The organism is Corynebacterium gallinarum, assembly GCF_014837045.1.
GTDB lineage: Bacteria > Actinomycetota > Actinomycetes > Mycobacteriales > Mycobacteriaceae > Corynebacterium > Corynebacterium gallinarum.
The window spans coordinates 62,942-81,499 of record NZ_JACSPR010000011.1 but is presented as its reverse complement, the minus strand read 5'-3'; the positions used below and the strand labels follow the sequence as shown (position 1 = coordinate 81,499).

The following is an 18,558-nucleotide window of genomic DNA, read 5'->3' as shown; positions in this document are numbered from 1 at the left end:
TTGCGTGGCATGGTGGCAGATTACCTTTCCCAGCATCATGCTGGTTTCAAGGTGTCTACCAAACGGGGGTCAGGCCCCTTCATCCACCACCACGACATCAAAGAGGTTTTCTTTGATGCTCAGCTGGTCCACCACGCTGGAGATCTGCATGATCCATACCGGCACCGCCGCCCTACACTGGTGCAGGGCCCGTTGAATAGGCACCTGTTGATCATCAGCTGCGCTGCTGGTTTTCACACCCAGTCTGCTGATCTGTTGGATACAGTTTTTTAGACCGGTGCGAGACGCTGTGTTCAACCGCCCTGGTCCGACAGCAGCACCCCATGCTCTCAGCGCCACCAGGTCTACCGAAGCACCCCGGATTCTTTGCTCGATCTGGCTGATCCGCTGCTGGGCGGAATTCACATTGACGTCCGTGAATTCTCGGATCATGATCCCTAAGCCCTGCCAGTTAAGCGCGTCCCCCAGTCTAGAAAGTCGCTCCTCCCATATGGATTTTTCGGGAGCTGATTTAATTTCTTCTACCAGACGGGGCGAGATATCCCGTAGAACATCGGAAAAGGCGTTCAGCTCAGCGAGACGCTTGTAACTATGAGAAAGACGGACACCCTCCTGATACGCCTTCTCATAAGCTCTAACATCCTCCGTTTGCAGTGCCGCGGCAAGGTCCGAGATCCAGTGTGCCTCTGGGAAACGGTGTTCCAATTCTGTTAACCGCTCACGCACCTTCTCGATGTTTCGACGTATGTCTGCAAGCTGGTTCTTCAGCGCAGCTAGATCGAGAACCGCGCGGTAATCATCCGAGCCATGAGGTTCTGTCCAGGGCACCACCGGCACCTGGAGACCCGCGGTTTTCTTCTGCAGCTCCTCATTGATACGGGCAGCATGCAGGATCGCCCCCAGTCGCTGTAACAGCGCATGAAGGCGGGAGAGTCTTCCCTCCAGGCTGGAGTCACTTCCCGGCGAAAGGACAGCAGCCCACTTTTCCTCCCACTTCCTGATTTCCTGACCGATGGTGGTGTCTTGAATAAACGCCCTGACATCATCCGCCGTGCTTATTGGCACTCTTCCGACTCGGACGCTCTTCAGAAATGACTTACATTTTTTCACCACCATGGGCGCGCCCAGGCCCATTTTCAACTCACCGTTCGGCTTCGTCTTCAGGGGACCATTCTTTTCCACATGGTCGAGAATGGTGTCCGCCTGACTGAGGAAGGTCAGTGGCTCCCCCTCCACCTGAATACGGGGAAACCGCCCGAGAGCATCCACACGTTCCTGTATTTCATCCAATGCGTCGGCAAATTCATCAATGTTGTCTGCCCATGTCCCGACCCCACTCGCCTGTATCTGGTCGAACACCTGTTGTGCCCATGGTTGTGATGAGTGGGCAATCAGCTTTCGCTGCCGTTGTGCCGCAGCAATTCCACCATGCAGCTCCTCCCGCTCCCCATGAGTTAGCAAGAGAAACTTTTCTGAAAGGCTGTCCACTTTGGATGAGACACCAGCCATCATTCCATTCGCGATCCTGTTCATCTCTCGGGTTAATCCCCGTATCACCTGTGGATCGGGTAACCCCAGTACCGCAGGGCCATCCGTGATCGCCACTGTGGCATCCCGCCCCAGTTCCACATCCCTTTGTTGAACGAGCCAGTTCAAGGCTTTGTCCACGGTAAACTTGCCGGGAAGTCGATTCCCCGGGTCGACATACTCATCCACCCACCCATACCGTTGGGAATCAACTTTATGAATGCGGATCAGTTCCGCCTTGCTACCTGAATATCCTGCAATTTCCCGTGGTTCTGCTTCGACGGAGCGCAGGTCAGTGAGTTCCCGGATCAGCTCGTGGCGTCGCTTCTGCAACTGGTCAATTTTACCCGTGAGCGCAGATATTTCTTTCTCATGGCTACCACTGTCAAAATCATCAGCGGCACGGACGATCAACCCGACAGCGTCCATCAACTCGGCCATATCGTCACCACCGGGGCCGTCAACAGAAACAGCCAATGGCCTGATAGATTCCGGTAGTTCTTCCCGAGTGCTACGCAGTGCGCGGGCTGTGTAAGCCGTAACCAGTACCCTTTTGCCCTGAGCAAGAAGGTGGGTCACTAGTGCGGCAACCGTATCGGCCTTACCTGTCCCCGGTGGTGCCAGCACGACGGTCTGGGTGGTTGTATCAACCTTCTGGATTATCTTTTTCTGCGCATTGTTCAGAAGGAAAGGAGTGAAAACTTCTTCTCCGGTGGTGCCCAGTGCTCCGAGTTTCGACTCAGCGTGTACTGGAGATTGGCAATCAGGATGGATCAGTGGCTGCAACCCTGCAGGAACCTCTCCGGTTTTTAGAATCTCCTCTGCAATTCGGGCATAGACCTCGGATAGTGACCTGCTAGGTCGGGGCCGCAGGATAAGCGCCGGCGAATAGGACAAGGCGGGAAAACCACTCTGGTTGAAGGCGCCCTCGTCCTCCTCGTAGTGTCCAACAGCTGCCAGGGTCTGGAGCGCCGATTCCCCAATGCTGGCTATGTTCTCTTCGTTGATGACGAAGGGATCGAGTTTCTGAGCAGGGACGCGGATTTTTTCCAACAACTTAACGGAACCGAATATGCTCGGGCTGAGCATGTTCAATTCAGCTCGGAGCTCTACGGCTCCTTCAGTAAGCGAAGCGGACAGTGCGCCGGATTTACTATCCAGTTCAATAACCACTGGCACTGTGTATATGTGTCGTCGTACAGGGTCATGGTCTTTCGGTACACAGGTCAATAGACCAACTCCGAGAATTAGTTCGCACTGTTCATTCTGCTTTTCTGCTTCCTGATGAAGCTTGAACAATGCGCTGTAGAAGGCCCGAGCCTGGTCATCCCGCGCCCGTTGTTCAGCCCAGGATTCCCAGGATCGAAGCCAGTCCCGAAGTTCTTCGTCGTACAGTTCCCAGAGATCAGGATCGGAATTAAGAGCTTCCCCGCCAGCTACATCAGCAAAGGCGACTCGCGCGGGCTTGCACTGTGGGTCATCCAGAGGGCCTGACAGCAGACCCTTCAATTCCTCCGACACTTCGGGGGGAGCGACATTCTTAATCTTGGCCACAGTGAGAAATTCCTGACCAGGCATGATCGTTTTCCTACACACGATGGCAGGATGCTGCGGAATCTCCCCAAGCCATTGGATCATCCCATTATTACCCTGGTATGAATCGACCGTCCGTGTGGGTGCTTCCCTCAATTCCTGTAGTCTCGACAGGAATCGCATCAAACGGACAGCTTGATCCTGCATCTCGCCGGGGGCCTTCACTTCTTCCTCATTCCACTCTGAAGTAACGATCACACCGGGGTAATGACCGAACTTGATGATCGGTTCTCGTTACTTCTGAGAGATACAGGCTTCGTCCTGCAAACCATCTATAGAAATCATATAAACATTTTTGCTCCAGCCGAAAGCCACAAGGTCTCACCAGGGTGCAAAGGGAAACGGGTGCATGGAAACCACCGGTAGTCAGGCCGGTTCCGGTGTCACCGGCAGCGTAGTCGGTGTTTCTTGATGATTCCCACACCCCCTAACCGATTATGAATGCAGAAACTGCCTACAGCTGATCCCAGCTGCAGGCAGTTTCGTTCGTGATTGCCCAGATCCGTTCCTAGTGCCCGCGCTCCTGCTCGAGTGGGGTGCCGTGGGTGAGATGGGGTGCGATCTTGTTGTCGAAAAGCACCAGTGCGGAACCGATGGCCATGTGCATGTCCAGGTACTGGTAGGTGCCCAGGCGGCCACCGAACAGGACGTTGTTCTCACGGGCCTCCGCTGCTGCACGTTCGCGGTACTTCTTCAGCATCTCGCGGTCGTCCGGGGTGTTGATCGGGTAGTACGGCTCGTCCTCCTCCTCTGCGAAGCGGGAGAACTCACGCATGATGACGGTCTTGTCCTTCGGGTAGCGGTCCTCGCGCTCCGGGTGGAAGTGACGGAACTCGTGGATGCGGGTGTAGGGAACGTCGGCATCGTTGTAGTTCATCACCGGGGTGCCCTGGAAGTCACCGATCTCCAACACCTCTGCCTCGAAGTCGAGGGTGCGCCATCCGAGTTTGCCCTCGGAGTAGCCAAAGTAGTGATCCAGCGGGCCGGTGTAGACGACGGGGGCATCCGGGTTCTCGGCACGGATCTGCTCCCGAACGTCGAACCAGTCGGTGTTGAGTTGGACGTCGATAAGCTCGTGGTCAGCCATGCGCTCGAGCCAGGCCGCATAGCCGTCGACGGGCAGACCCTCGTAGGTGTCGTTGAAGTAGCGGTTGTTGAAGGTGTAGCGCACCGGCAGGCGGGTGATGTTGCCGGCGGGCAGGTTCTTCGGGTCCGTCTGCCACTGCTTGGCGGTGTAGTCGCGGATGAACGCCTCATAGAGGGGACGGCCGATCAGGGAGATCGCCTTCTCCTCCAGGTTGGTTGCATCCTCCGTCTTGATCTCTGCAGCCTGCTCCTTGATAAGTTTCCTGGCCTCTTCGGGGCTGTAGTACCTGCCGAAGAACTGGTTGATCAGGCCCAGACCCATCGGGAACTGGTAGGCGGTGCCGTCATGCATGGCAAAGACACGGTGCTGGTAGTCGGTGAAGTCGGTGAACTGGTTGACGTAGCCCCATACCCGCTGGTTGGAGGTGTGGAAGAGGTGGGCACCGTACTTGTGAACCTCGATGCCGGTCTCGGGTTCCGCCTCGGAGTAGGCGTTGCCGCCGAGGTGCGAACGTCGCTCGACGATGAGCACGCGCTTATTCAACTGGGAGGCTGTCTGCTCCGCCACGGTGAGGCCGAACAGTCCGGAACCAACGACAATGAGGTCATATTTCTTCGAATCCGTCATGGCTTCGACAGTAACCCACCACCGCCCCCGGAGAATCCTGAACACTCCGCTTCAGCCCCTGTACCCTCACAACACCTCTCTTGCGCGGGGAACCGCAGATGTGTAGCCACGACTCACCAGCACGAACCCTTCCGGAAGCGCAACGGCCAGGCCCCGACCCATCCCACCCAGATCCATTTGACATGTTCACAGGCTTTTTCAAGCCTCATGGCTAACGAGAGAAACAATGGTCACATATGTACCATTAACCCCAGAAGTTGACTAAGCTTCGGAGTTGTTTCTATTTGGCTCAGCGTTCCCAGCGAGTCCCAGCTAGTTTCAACCAGACTCAACGAGTCTCAGCCGCACCACATCATCAGGGAGAATTTATCGTGCAGCAACGACGCCGCATCAACGCCGTCCGGAGCAAACCGACACTCGCCACACTCCTGGCTGTCGCGCTCGTGGCCTCCGGCTTTGTAGCAGCCAACACCGACTACATCCGCACACAGGGCACCGCCATGGACCCTGTCCAGGTCATGAACGAAACCACCAGCTTCGACAGCGGAGCGAATGTTCTGGTCGAGGACCCGGCCATCACCGCCCAGGGTGAGGACACCGGCCCCAGGACCGTGAAGGAGTTCCAACGCGCGGAGCCCTTCTCCATGTTCGCCCTGACCTGGACCGGTCAGCGTGATGTCACCGCCTTCGTCCGCGCCCAGAAGGATGACGGGTCCTGGACGGAATGGTTCGACATGGAACCACTGGCTGTGGACAGCACTGACCCCACCGCCACCCACGGCACCGAGCTCATCTTCCACGGTTCAACCAACCGGATCCAGGTGTCCACGCTCAACGTCGACCTCTTCGGTGAGGATGCCGGAGCTATGGCCAACGATGACGCCGGAAACGCTATTCCCGCAGCCGAACCGGTTCCTGCAGAGGCACCAGTCGAGGCGCCGGCACCTGAGGCCCCCGCTGAAGCTCCTGCTGAAGCACCCGCCGAAGCACCTGCTGCCCAGGATGGTCTTGCCCCGCTGCCGTCCAACTATGGTGATATCCAGCCTGTGGCTGAGGTCGCCAGCGATCTGGAGGCTGTCTTCATCGACGGCAACGCAGAGGCAGGTGTCGGTGGCATGGAACTGGTCGCAGACTCCGACGGCATGCCACGGGTGATCTCCCGCGCCGGCTGGGGTGTGAGCTCCAACCAGTGCAATACAACTGTCGATAGTGGTATCTCCGCGATCACCATCCACCACACCGCTGGTAGCAATGACTACACCCCTGCTGAAAGTGCCGCCCGCATGCGTGGCTACCACAACTACCATGCCAATACCCTGGGTTGGTGTGACATCGGGTACCACGCCCTGGTGGACAAGTATGGCACCATCTACGAGGGTCGCGCCGGTGGCATGAACCGTGCAGTCCGTGGCGCCCACGCAGGTGGTTTCAACGAGAACACCTGGGCCATCTCCATGATGGGCAACTACGAAAACATCACCCCACCCGCAGCAACCATCGAGGCCGTCGGTGAGCTGGCCGGTTGGCGTGCCAAGGTCGCAGGTTTCGAACCCCAGGGTTACGACACCCACTACTCCGAGGGCTCCAGCTACACCTTCTACCCCTATGGTGCGGCCGTATCCCTGCCGAACATCTTTGCGCACCGCGATGTGGGCACCACCTCCTGCCCGGGCAACTCCGGTTATGCCCAGATGGGGGCCATCCGGGATATCGCCCAGGCGAAGTACACCTCGATCCTCTCGGGTTCGGGTGACCAGTCCGACACCACGACAACCACCACAACCACGACAAACGCGACGACCACCCCGGCGACCACCACCCCGGAGACTGTCGACGGAGAGGTGACCACCACGGTCACCCCGGAGCCTGTCGACGGCGAAGTCACCGTCACGGTCACCCCGGAGCCTACGGCGGGCGAGGACTCCGCGAGCGGTTCCTCCGACCTCGCCATCGGCAGCTCAGATCTGCTCAACGGTGCCGATTCCGAGCAGCTGCTCGTGGGACTCGGATCCATCCTTGCAGTGATCCTCGGCCTCACCACCACCGGTGGCGACCTCGGTGCGCTGCTGGGCAACACCGGGAACGTCAATGGTGTCCCGGTCATGGAGGACATCTCCCTCACCGACGTCGTCGCCGTGGGCAACACCGTGGCGGACCTGACCGGTGGCAATGAGTTCTCCCGCACCTTGAACGCACTCAACACCACCCTCGGCCCGGTCCTGGGCGCGGCAACAGGTGGGGCAACAGCCGTCCAGTACGCCAGTGATGTGAATTCCGAGGTCTCCTACATGCCGTTTGAAAACGGCATCATGGTCTCCTCCCCCGAGGCCGGCACCCACGGACTGTGGGGCGTCATCGGTGACACCTGGGCCCAGCAGGGAGCTGATCTCGGTCCCCTCGGGCTGCCCGTCAGCCACGAGTACCGTGACGGCAATCTGCTCCGCGTGGATTTCCAGGGTGGTTACATCACCTATGACCAGTACACCGGTGAGGTTGACCTCCAGCTGACCTAAGGACACAGTAGACACGCAAGGGCCCCGCAGCTTTCCCTGAAGCTGCGGGGCCCTTCCACGTCCCTACCCAGAATGTGTACTAACGCGGGTAGGCGTGCGTGACGGCCTCATTCCAGGCGTCGTAGGCGCGTGCGCGCTCATCCCCGGTCATCTCCGGGGTCCAGGTCTGACGGATGGAGATCAGGTCGACGATCTGATCGAAGTCCTTGAAGAATCCGGATCCCAGACCGGCGGCGAAGGCCGCACCGAGGGCGGTGGTTTCGATGTCACCGGGGCGGATGACATCGATGCCGAGAATATCGGCCTGCATCTGCATGAGCAGCTCATTCTCGACCATGGCACCGTCCACGCGCAGGGAGTCCAGTTCCTTGCCGGCATCCCGCGCCATGGCATCCACGACCTCACGGGTCTGGAAGGCGGTGGCCTCCAGGACGGCACGACAGATGTGGTTGCGGTTGGCAAACCTGGTCAGACCGGTGATCACACCGCGTGCGTCGGGGCGCCAGCGTGGTGCGAACAGTCCTGAGAACGCCGGGACGATGTGCACACCACCGTTATCGGGAACCTGGCGGGCGAAGTCCTCGATGGCGGGGGCGGTGGGGATCATCTGGAGTGAGTCACGCAGCCACTGCACCAGGGAGCCACCCATGGAGACGGAACCCTCAAGCGCGTAAACCGGGTCCTGTCCCTCGATCTGGTAGGCGATGGTGGACAGCAGGCCGTGCTCGGAGATCTTCAGTTCCGGACCCGTGTTCATCACCAGGAACAGACCGGTGCCGTAGGTGTTCTTGGTGTCACCCTCCTTGAAACCACCCTGGCCGAAGAGGGCTGCCTGCTGATCGCCGAGGACTCCGGTGATGGGCACATCCGCGAGGATGCCGCGGTGTCGTACGGAGCGGTAATCGCCTATGGAGGGTTTGATCTCGGGGAGCAGGGACATGGGGATGTCGAGCGCCTCGCACAACTCCGGGTCCCACTGCTGGGTGCGGATGTCCATGAGTAGGGTGCGGGATGCGTTGGTCACATCGGTGACGTGGAGGGCCTCGTGGCCGTCATCGCCACGGATACCGCCGGTGAGGTTCCAGAGCAGCCAGGTGTCCATGGTGCCGAAGTAGAGTTCCCCCTTCTCGGCGCGTTCACGCACACCCTCGACATTGTCCAGGATCCACTTGATCTTCGGGCCGGCCGGGTAGGAGTTGATGAGCAGACCGGTGCGGTCCAGCCACTTCTGCTGGCCTTCCTCACTGGCCAGCTCCCTGCAGATCTCGTTGGTGCGGGTGTCCTGCCAGACGATGGCGTTGTAGACGGGTTCGCCGGTGGCGGGATCCCAGATCACGGTGGTTTCGCGCTGGTTGGTCACGCCGACCGAGGAGATCTCGTACGGGGTGATGTCGATGGCGACCATGGCCTGGCTGACCACGCCGCGGACGTTGTCCCAGATCTCCACGGGGTCATGCTCGACCCAGCCCTGTTCCGGGAAGATCTGTTCGTGTTCCTTGGCAGCCACCGAGACCACAGCACCGGTGTCATCGATGATGATGCAGCGGGTGGATGTGGTGCCCTGGTCGATAGCTGCCACATATGAATTGGCTTTCGATGCTCTCATGGCCCCTATTTTGGCATGCGGACGCAAGTGCGGTATACCCAAAAAGAAAAGGGTGTTCCCCAGGTCCGTTTGCCACCCCCGGAACCCACACCATGGTCCCCCACCGGATATATAAACGGTGGTCAGGGGCGGACCGGCCCAAACGCCCTAAATACCCCCAAATCAACCGCCCCATGGGACAGCGGGCCGGTTATGTCCCATTTCTGGCCAGCCCAACCCCCCAGGCCCACCAGTTTCATTCACACCCTAGAACCACCATTCCAGAACGTCGGCCACACCCGCCTCATCATTGGTGGCGGTCACGAAGTCGGACACGGCCTTCACCTCGGGACGGGCATTGCCCATGGCCACGCCACGACCCGCCCACTGCAGCATCTCGATGTCATTGGGCATATCCCCGAAGGTGATTACGTCCTCCTGCGCCACCCCGAGCAGCTCCGCCAGGTAGGACACGCCCAGGGCCTTGGTCACACCGGGCGCGGCCACTTCGAGCAGACCGCCGGACATGGAGAAGGTCACATGACCCACCTCCTCCGGGATCACGGGCCGGAGACGGTCGAACATCTCCTTGGATTCCAGGAAATCACTGCGCAGCAGCAGCTTGGTCGCCGGCTCGGAGATGAGGGTGGTAATCGGCACCACCCCGTGATCATCGAGTGTCGGCCAGGCGTGGCTGTATTCCGGGGTGACCAGGAACAGTTCATCCACATTGTCGAAGGCGGAGCGGCCGGCGCGTTCCACCGCGAAGCTCACACCACCGTGATCCGCCATGGCGGCCTCGGCCAGCGCCACCACCTCCACCATCGTCTCAGGTGCCAGGGTGTGGGCTTTGAGGATCCGGTCGGTGGCGGAATCATAGATCACCGCGCCGTTCGCGCACACGCAGACCGGCCGCACGGGCAGTTGCTCCAGCACCGTGTAGATCCACCGGGCAGGTCGCCCTGTCGACAGTGCCATGGCTGTGCCCTGCGCCGTCATGCGGGTGATCACCTCACGCAGACGGGCGGGGACACGTTCGGCGCTGTCGATCAGAGTTCCATCGACATCGCTGGCCACAAGCTTCGGCGCGGGACCGGGGGTGGTCATTATTCCTACTTTCGCATGAACTTCTTCACAAGGCCGGCGGCCTTGTTCATCAACCGTCTGGGTAGCGGTTTCTTCTCGGCTTTCGCCGCCTTCTTGGCCTCGCGTTTTGCTTGTCGACGCTCCCGTTCCGCCATCTCCATCAGGGAAGCCCGCTCCATCGACGGGGCACCACCACCGAGGGATTCCGGACGCCACGGTTCGCCACCCTCGAAGGGGCCGAACTCGGTTTCGTAGGCGGTTCGCACTTCGTCGAGAAGCTCCTTCATAGCCTGCGCGAGGCGCTCGGTGGCCTCCTCGGGGGAACCGCTGGCGTCGACCGGCGCGCCGACCCGGATGAAGACGGGGGTGTGACTGCGGCCGAGGTCACTGTCGATGTCCTTGGAGATGATCCGCTGCCCACCCCAGATGATCAGCGGCAGCAGGGGTACCTCCGCGGTGTCGGCGATGCGCACGGCACCCGTCTTGAGGCTCTTGATCTCGAAGCTGCGGGAGATGGTCGCCTCGGGGAAGATTCCCACCAGCTGTCCCTCCTGGAGCCTGGTCACGGCGTGGTCGAGGGATCCTGCGCCCTTGGCGCGGTTGACCGGGATGTGGGACATGCCGTTCATGAGCGCGCCGACGACCGGGGTGTCGAAGATCTCCTTCTTGGCCATGAACCGCACCAGGCGCCGACCGCGCAGATGCGCCGGGAGGCCACCGAGGATGAAGTCGTAGTACCCGGTGTGGTTGACCGCCAGTAGTGCACCGCCGGTGGTGGGGATGTTCTCCGAACCGAAGACATAGAGCTGCAGACCCTGCGCCTTCATCACCGTCTTGATGAACCGGATGATGACGCGGTTGTACAGCAGCTCCTTCGATTCCTTCGGGTGCGGGGAGACATCCGGGGTGCCCTTGGGTACCCAGAACCCCTGTTTCTTGACCATGTTATCCATTGTCATGCGCCTTATTTAACCGGTGTGAGGACGTCCTTGCCCACGAATGGACGCAGGGCCTCAGGGACGATGACGGAACCGTCGGCCTGCTGGTTGTTCTCCAGGATGGCCACGAGCCACCGGGTGGTGGCCAGGGTGCCGTTGAGCGTGGCCACGGTCTGTGGCTTGCCCTTGTCATCGCGGTACCGGGTCTGCAGACGACGGCCCTGGAAGGTGGTGCAGTTGGAGGTCGAGGTCAGCTCACGGTAGGTGCCCTGGGTGGGGACCCAGGCCTCGGTGTCGAACTTGCGGGCGGCGGAGGCACCCAGGTCACCACCGGCAACGTCGATGACGCGGTAAGGGACCTCGACGGCGGCGAGCATGTCCTTTTCCATCTGCAGCAGCTTGCGGTGCTGCTCCTCAGCCTCTTCCGGCTTGCAGTAGACGAACATCTCCACCTTGTCGAACTGGTGGACGCGCAGGATACCGCGGGTGTCCTTGCCGTAGGAACCGGCCTCACGGCGGAAGCAGGAGGACCAGCCGGCGTACTTCACGGGGCCGTTGTCCAGGTCGATGATCTCATCCTTGTGGTAACCGGCCAGGGCCACCTCGGAGGTGCCCACCAGGTACATGTCATCGCGCTCGAGGTAGTAGATCTCCTCGGAGTGATCACCCAGGAAACCGGTGCCGGCCATGATCTCCGGGCGCACGAGCACCGGCGGGATCATCATGGTGAATCCGGCGGCGGTGGCCTTCTGCGCGGCCAGGGTGAGCATGCCCAGCTGCAACATGGCGCCGTCACCGGTGAGGTAGTAGAACCGGGCACCGGAGACCTTGGTGCCACGCTTCATGTCGATGAGACCGAGGGACTCACCGAGTTCCAGGTGGTCCTTGGGCTCGAAGTCGAAGGTGCGGGGTTCACCGACGTGCTCGAGAACAACGAAGTCCTCCTCGCCGCCGGCGGGAGCTCCCTCCACGACGTTGGACAGCTTCATCTGGAGGTCATGGACGCGCTGCTCGGCGGCTTCCTGGGCGGCTTCCGCCTCCTTGACCTTGGCCTTGAGCTCATTGGAGCCCTCCAGCAGGGCCGGACGGTCCTCGGGGGAGGCCTGACCGATCTTCTTTCCGAATGCCTTCTGCTCGGAACGCAGCTCATCCGCCACCTGGATCGCCTGGCGGCGCGCTTCGTCGGCACTGATCAGCTCATCAACCAGCGCGGGGTCCTCCCCGCGGGTGATCTGGGAGGTGCGGACAACGTCGGGATTGTCACGGAGGAATTTCAGATCAATCATGGAATTCAATGTACCGTGCTGAGCCTGCCTGGGAGGTGTTAGGTGGAGACTAAACCCCCGCGCCCGGCGTGTGGGCAACACATATCACCGCATATCAAAGCACCTCCTGGTTATGACCAGATGCGCTAGAGTTGTGGATATGTCTGCTGCTGAGCGCTCGGAAGATGGCTCCTCCCTCCCCCACCGGGTCCTGACCGATGGCCCCAAACCCAAACACCAGCAGCTGCGTGAGATCCTCGAGGAACTGTGCACCACCCAGTTGCAACCCGGTGACATGCTGCCCGGGGAACGCGTACTGGAGGAAACCTACGGTGTCAGTCGCATCACCGTGCGCCGTGCCATCGGGGATCTGGTGGCCTCCGGTCGGCTCAAACGCGCCCGCGGCAAGGGCACCTTCGTGGCGCACGCACCACTGGTCTCCCGGTTGCACCTGGCGTCCTTCTCCGCGGAGATGGCAGCACAGAACCTCGTGGCCACCAGCCGCATCCTGTCCTCGTCGCGTGGTGCGGCCCCGGATGAGATCGCGGAATTCTTCGGCACCGAGCGGGGCACCCAGCACATCACACTGCGCCGGCTGCGTCTGGGCAATAACCGCCCCTATGCCATCGACCATGGGTGGTACAACGCCGTGTACGCCCCCGACCTGCTGGAAAATGATGTCTACAATTCCGTCTACGCCATCCTGGACCGCGTGTACACCGTACCGGTGACCCACGCGGAGCAGACGGTCACCGCGGTCGCGGCGGACGAGGATACCGCGAAGCTTCTCGACGTCCCGACCGGCGCCCCACTGCTGCGGATCCTGCGGCAATCGATGTCGGGGGAGAAACCCATCGAATGGTGTGTCTCGGTATACCGGACGGATCGTTACTCCCTGAAAACTATGGTCACCCGTTCCGAGGATCTCTGAATAACCGCCGTTCGCGTGGCATGATAGGGACAATCATGAGTACATCCACCGATTCCCAGTCACGCACGGGGCGTAGAGGATTCCGTTCCGCTGCCTCGGTGCAAACCATGCTCGTTGCCGCGCTCGCGGCATCGGCTGCTGTGGGTATGTATTCCTACGGCGTGAATTCCGCTGGGGAGACCCCGGAACCCATGGCTACGGGTGAGACGTCGACAAGCACCACCACCGTCACCACCGCCCAGCAGGTGGCCCCGTTCACCACGGCGGACGTGGGGATGTGCGCGACCTGGGATGTCAACGACGCCGGCCAGGTCTCCGGTTTCGAGCAGACCAGCTGCGAAGGTGAGCACCGCTTCGAGATCTCCAAGCGCGAGAATCTGGCTACCTACCCCAGTTCTGAGTTCGGCCCCGATGCCGATCCACCGAACCTGACGCGTCAGGCGCAGCTGCGCGAGGAACTGTGCCAGGCCCCCACCCTGGCCTACCTCAACGGCCGTTTCGACCCGGCCGGGCGCTACACCATCGCCCCCATCCTCCCACCGGCGGAAGCGTGGGCCGCGGGGGACCGCACCATGCTCTGCGGCCTGCAGGCCACCGACTCCAACGGCATCCCCCAGATCACCGTCGGCCCCATTGCCGCCAATGATCAGGCCCGTGTCTTCGCGACCGGCGCGTGTGTCCGCGTGGAATCCTCCGCCGAGTTCCGGGAGGTCGACTGCGCCGAGGACCACCACCTGGAGGCCGTGTCCACCGTCAACCTCGGGGTACCGTTCCCCCAGGGTGTGCCCAGCACCGATGACCAGAATGGGTTCCTCGGCAGCACCTGCACCCAGGCCGCCATCGACTACATGGGTGAGGAGGAGAACCTCTACCAGTCCACCCTGCAGACCTTCTGGCCCACCATCACCGCCACCTCCTGGCTCGGTGGTTCCCACAGCGTGAACTGCTATCTCATGTCGCCGTCCACCGAAGGGGACTCCACCTTCAACATCCTCAACGGTTCGGCGCAGACCGGGTTCACCATCAACGGCCAGGCCCCACCACCCCAGCCGCCGCGGGAACCCCTGCGCCCCGGGGCGTCGGTTCCGCTGTAGCCTGAGTTCAGTTTGAGATCACGGGGAGAGTGCCATGTACGAAGTCAGTGATGCACGTTTCGAGGAGATGGTCGATGACGCCTTCGACCAGGTTCCGCAGAAATTCCTCGACAACATGCGCAACGTGGTGGTGCTTATCGACGATTACAACCCCGATTCTCGCCACATCCTCGGCCTCTACACCGGCACCGCCCTGCCCAACCGCGTCTTCGGTCACGGTGGCTTGCCGGATTCCATCACCATCTACAAAAGTGCCCTGCAGGACCATTGCCATTCCGAGGAACAGCTGGCCGAACAGGTCCGCGTGACCGTCCTCCACGAGGTTGGCCACTACTTCGGGCTGGATGAGCACGATCTGCACCGCCTGGGATACGCGTGACGTTGGCCATCGCCGGGTGAGCGAGCCGCGGGAATAGCGAAACCGGCAGGCGGGAACAGTGTGGATACTGTTCCCGCCTGCCGGTCACTGTGTGTGGGTGTTAGCCCTTCTTCACCGTGATCTGCCAGGAGGCCTCACCGGTTTCCCTGAAGTCGGTGACCTCGTGGCCGTCGGTGGCGCACCACTGCGGGATGGCGTCGGTGGCCTGGGTGCAGTCGAAGTCGATGACCAGGTGGTCGCCGGACTGCAGGGTCTTCATGACATCCTTGGCCTCGATGAGCGGGAACGGGCAGACCGCGCCGAGGGAATCCAGGGCGTAGTAACCACTGCCCAGATCACGCAGTTTCTCGCTGACGGCCGGCTTGAGGCTGACCAGGCCGGTGGCCACGGTGACGCCGCCCAGCGGAGCTGGGCTGATGATGGGGTCATTGTTGACCGGGAGGACACGGTCCTCAGCGGAGGTCGGGGTGGCGTGCTCGAGGCTCTCCTCGGTGGAGTAGGTCTCGGTGGTATCTGCTTTCTGCTGTGCCACAGCGGCCGGCTTCAGGAAGATCTTGGCGGCCACGCCGACGCCGATCGCGATGAACAGCAGGGCGATCCAGCCCTGGAAGCTGAAGAGACTGGTCTGGACCATGCCATTGCCCACGGTGCAACCGCCGGCGAGGGAGGCGCCGACACCCATCATGGTGCCACCGACGACAGCGCGCACGGAGGTGGTGGCATCGGCGACGCGGACACGGAATTCACCGGTGGCCTTGGCGGCGATGAAGGATCCGACCAGGATGCCCAGCACCAGCATGACACCCCAGTTGAGGTAGCTCTCCTCACCGGTGGTCACGTACTGCAGGGTGTGGGAGGTCGGGGTGGTGATGCCCAGCCCGGAGTTGCGGCCGGCGGCCGCGGACAGTGGCCAGGCAATGACGCCGATCAGACCGATGAGCGCACCGGCGGTGTAGACGTGCAGGGGACGCTTCCAGGAGGGCTGGTTACCCAGACGGGCGATCTTGGGGCGCTTGGCCTCCAGGATCATGAAATGACGCACCAGGTAGGCGGTCAGGGCGGCAAACGGAATAACAAACCACCAGATGGAGACGCCGAACAGGGCGGGCAGGGTGGTGAGCTCGGTTTCCCAGGAGAACATGAAGTCGGTGAACCCGGTGAGGGCACCCTCCTTCATGGCCGCGGTGGAGACGGCGTAGGTGGCTAGGGCGATCCAGGAACCGACCAGCCCCTCACCGGAGCGGTACCACGTACCCGAGGCGCAGCCACCGGAGAGAATGATGCCGAAGCCGAAGATGAAACCACCGACGATCACGGCCATCGGCGCGAAGTTGTTGTAGGTCGGGGTGATCACACCCGTGGAGGTCAGTGCCGCCAGGCCCACAGCGTGGACGGCGATGACGATCAGGAGTCCAACAAAAGTGCGCCAGGAGCGCTGGAGGAAGATGTCACGCAGCATGCCGGTGACACAGAACCTTCCCCGTTGCATCACGATACCCAGTGCGGTACCGACGCCGAGTCCGGTGAGGATCATACTGAACCAGCTTTCTATGGTTCGGGGGTTTGTTTAAGTCCACCTGAATGTAGACCCCTCGGTACGATCCTGTCTAGTCCCTATAGACAGAGGGGTCTATTGCGTGGTGGTGGGTGGCCGCGCCCGGATGGCAACCCAATGATCAGCCATTCCCCTGAGGTAGAGCCTGCACATAAGGGACCTCAAAATGATCCCCACACCCCACTGCGACGAGCAACACCCTCACCTCCCCCGGGCCGAGTACCCCACAATCCGCGACAATATTAACCCTCCCCCCGCTCCGGGTGTACCCGCACCCAATCGCCCGATCACACGAGGGAAAACCCGCCCCCACCAGCAGTGCAACCGTTTTCCCGGCGGATAAAACCCCGACCCGGACCGGAGATATCCCCGCCAGACAGCCCCTCAGATTTGACGTGATGACAACTTTTTTCGAGGGGGGACTATCGCTGGGACGGAATTCATGGCACACTGGGTTCTGGTCGCGGTTTCTATGCGCAGTGTCTAGGCGCTCGCAAGAGATGTAGACGCGAGCGCCCGGTTTTCTTCACCAGAGCAGTTACTGCTGGGGTTGTTGGTCACCGAGGAGTTTTAACGACCCGGACGTTAGTGAATCATGCTGACGAACGTAGCATCACCTCATCAGAAATAAAGGTAATTCATATGGCACAGGGAACTGTGAAGTGGTTCAACGCTGAGAAGGGCTTTGGCTTCATCGCCCCCTCCGACGGATCCGCAGACGTATTCGTCCACTACTCCGAGATCCAGGGCAACGGCTTCCGTAACCTGGAGGAGAACCAGCAGGTTGAGTTCGAGCTCGGCGAGGGCGCCAAGGGCCCCCAGGCCCAGCAGGTTCGCGCACTGTAGGCTTCTCGCTGCATAAAGAATTACCGCCCTACCCATCCGGGTACGGCGGTTTTTTCATGCCTTCTGCCGTTCGGGGTTAAGCACCACGATTTTCCGGCACGCAGCGACCCCCGAAACATACAACACCCGGCCGACCGTCCATGATGTGACGGCCCACCGGGTGGGATCTGCTGTTACCGTAACCGGCGGTGATTAACCGCGCAGTGTCTTGAGCGCCTCAGACCAGGCGGTGACCTGTGAGAAGAGCTCCTGCAGGGCACCGGTGGAGCCTTCGGAGGGCTGGAAGGTGGACATGTCGGCGAAATCATTGCCGAAGGTGAGGAACACCTGGGCACGGACGTCAGCCATCTGCAGCTCAGCGGCGATCAGGCGCCAGGCCTCAACCGAACGGGTTCCGCCGGCGCTGCCGTAGCTGACAAAACCGATGGCCTTGTTGTTCCATTCCGCGTACAGGAAGTCCACCGCGTTCTTCAGGGCTGCGGGGACGGAGTGGTTGTACTCGGGGGTGACGAAGATGAAGCCGTCGAAGGAAGCAACCTTCTCCGCCCATGCCTTGGTGTGGTCCTTGGAGTACTGCCCCATGGCCGGGGGCATGGGCTCGTCCAGGAGGGGAAGGTTGAAATCGGCGATGTCGACGAGTTCGTACTCGGCACCGGAGTCCTTGGGGGCGTTGTCGAACACCCACTCCGCCACGCTGGCTGCATTACGGTTGGGGCGGGTGCTGCCGACGACGATTGCGATACGGGTCATGTCTAACTCCTAACATTGAAGGTGTGTGACAAGCCCCACGATAGCCAGCTTCATCCCGGCCCGCGGAGGCCGTCATAGCAGACGCAGTCAATCAGATCTACGGCTGGTTCTCCTGCCACGGCAGCGGGCTGCCGGTCCAGTGCACCACATCCCACTGACCGAAACGACGGCCGTTGGGCTCCAGCACCACATAACGGCAGTTGCCCAGGTAGGTCTTAAATGCCCAGTTGGGATCCACTCCGGAAGCATGGGTGGCCACAATGCGGATCACCGCACCGTGGCTGACGATTGCCACATCCCGGTCCTCATCCAGGTCGTGGCTGTCCATGATCCGGTCCAGTGTGGGCTGGTAGCGGCCCAGCACATCCTTGTAGGTTTCCCCACCGGGCAGGGCCGCGGTGGGATCGCCGTGGAGCCAGCCGTTGAGGGCGGTGGAATAGGTCATGTGGGCCTCTTCATCACCACGCATCTCGAAGTCACCGGCATCGATCTCGTGGATGCCGTGGACCACGTCGAGAGGAACGGTACCCTCCTGCAGGTCACGGGCCTTTTCGAAGGTGTTGGTGGCCAGCACCGCGGTCTGCTGGGCGCGCAGCACGATGGAGCTGTACACATGCGCCAGGCGGTCGCCGCTGTAGCCGGCGAGTTCGTGACCGACCTTGAGTGCCTGCCGGCGGCCCTGATCGGTGAGTTCCGCACCCGGGGGTCGGGTGTCCAGAAGATGCCGGACATTGTTGTGGGTCTGTCCGTGCCTGACCAGAATGATCCTGCCAGCCATTGTT

Annotated in this window: 14 protein-coding genes; 5 read left to right on the top strand and 9 right to left on the bottom strand. The window is 61.2% G+C overall.

What is annotated here, in order from left to right:
- Window positions 1-69: 69 nt before the first annotated feature.
- A complete protein-coding gene (locus tag H9627_RS12715) occupies window positions 70-3,318 on the bottom strand; it encodes an AAA family ATPase (RefSeq protein ID WP_191734406.1) in 3,249 nt (1,082 codons plus the stop codon).
- A gap of 310 nt (window positions 3,319-3,628) precedes the next feature.
- Entirely contained in the window at window positions 3,629-4,834 is a 1,206-nt protein-coding gene (gene glf / locus H9627_RS12710; protein WP_191734405.1) for a UDP-galactopyranose mutase, read from the bottom strand.
- A 371-nt stretch (window positions 4,835-5,205) separates the two neighbouring features.
- Between glf and H9627_RS12705 the strand changes: the two genes are divergently transcribed.
- Entirely contained in the window at window positions 5,206-7,347 is a 2,142-nt protein-coding gene (locus H9627_RS12705) for an N-acetylmuramoyl-L-alanine amidase (protein ID WP_191734404.1), read from the top strand.
- A 79-nt stretch (window positions 7,348-7,426) separates the two neighbouring features.
- On the opposite strand, the gene glpK is transcribed toward H9627_RS12705, so the two are convergent.
- The 4 genes from glpK to serS form a co-directional block, all read right to left on the bottom strand.
- Window positions 7,427-8,953 carry a glycerol kinase GlpK gene (glpK, locus tag H9627_RS12700; RefSeq protein WP_191734403.1) on the bottom strand — a complete coding sequence of 509 codons (1,527 nt, stop codon included), beginning with the start codon at window positions 8,951-8,953 and terminating at the stop codon, window positions 7,427-7,429.
- Window positions 8,954-9,199: 246 nt separating this feature from the next.
- Window positions 9,200-10,039, bottom strand: a complete 840-nt coding sequence (locus tag H9627_RS12695) for an HAD family hydrolase (protein WP_191734402.1) — start codon at window positions 10,037-10,039, stop codon at window positions 9,200-9,202.
- A 5-nt stretch (window positions 10,040-10,044) separates the two neighbouring features.
- Entirely contained in the window at window positions 10,045-10,962 is a 918-nt protein-coding gene (locus H9627_RS12690; protein ID WP_404826216.1) for a lysophospholipid acyltransferase family protein, read from the bottom strand.
- Between the two features lie 20 nt (window positions 10,963-10,982).
- Window positions 10,983-12,242 carry a serine--tRNA ligase gene (serS, locus tag H9627_RS12685; protein ID WP_191734401.1) on the bottom strand — a complete coding sequence of 420 codons (1,260 nt, stop codon included), beginning with the start codon at window positions 12,240-12,242 and terminating at the stop codon, window positions 10,983-10,985.
- Window positions 12,243-12,381: 139 nt separating this feature from the next.
- On the opposite strand from serS, the gene H9627_RS12680 reads away from it, so the two are divergent.
- From H9627_RS12680 to H9627_RS12670, 3 genes are read left to right on the top strand one after another with little or no spacing between them, the layout of a single operon-like run.
- Window positions 12,382-13,152 carry a GntR family transcriptional regulator gene (locus H9627_RS12680; protein ID WP_191734400.1) on the top strand — a complete coding sequence of 257 codons (771 nt, stop codon included), beginning with the start codon at window positions 12,382-12,384 and terminating at the stop codon, window positions 13,150-13,152.
- A 20-nt stretch (window positions 13,153-13,172) separates the two neighbouring features.
- A complete protein-coding gene (locus tag H9627_RS12675; protein WP_191734399.1) occupies window positions 13,173-14,246 on the top strand; it encodes a septum formation family protein in 1,074 nt (357 codons plus the stop codon).
- Window positions 14,247-14,280: 34 nt separating this feature from the next.
- Window positions 14,281-14,625, top strand: coding sequence for a metallopeptidase family protein (locus tag H9627_RS12670; protein WP_191734398.1), 345 nt, complete (start codon window positions 14,281-14,283; stop codon window positions 14,623-14,625).
- A 100-nt stretch (window positions 14,626-14,725) separates the two neighbouring features.
- Here the strand turns inward: H9627_RS12670 and H9627_RS12665 are convergent, their stop codons facing one another.
- Window positions 14,726-16,159: a YeeE/YedE thiosulfate transporter family protein gene (locus H9627_RS12665; RefSeq protein ID WP_191734397.1), complete on the bottom strand. Its 1,434-nt coding sequence runs from the start codon at window positions 16,157-16,159 to the stop codon at window positions 14,726-14,728.
- A 663-nt stretch (window positions 16,160-16,822) separates the two neighbouring features.
- On the opposite strand from H9627_RS12665, the gene H9627_RS12660 reads away from it, so the two are divergent.
- Window positions 16,823-17,026 (top strand): cold-shock protein, encoded by a 204-nt coding sequence (locus tag H9627_RS12660; protein WP_006768902.1) that lies wholly within the window; start codon window positions 16,823-16,825, stop codon window positions 17,024-17,026.
- Between the two features lie 192 nt (window positions 17,027-17,218).
- Here the strand turns inward: H9627_RS12660 and H9627_RS12655 are convergent, their stop codons facing one another.
- Together H9627_RS12655 and H9627_RS12650 are read right to left on the bottom strand one after the other, a co-directional pair.
- The gene (locus tag H9627_RS12655; protein WP_191734396.1) at window positions 17,219-17,776 is read right to left on the bottom strand and encodes an NADPH-dependent FMN reductase; all 558 of its coding nucleotides are present in this window, start codon (window positions 17,774-17,776) and stop codon (window positions 17,219-17,221) included.
- Between the two features lie 97 nt (window positions 17,777-17,873).
- A complete protein-coding gene (locus H9627_RS12650) occupies window positions 17,874-18,554 on the bottom strand; it encodes a histidine phosphatase family protein (RefSeq protein ID WP_191734395.1) in 681 nt (226 codons plus the stop codon).
- Window positions 18,555-18,558 lie beyond the last annotated feature (4 nt).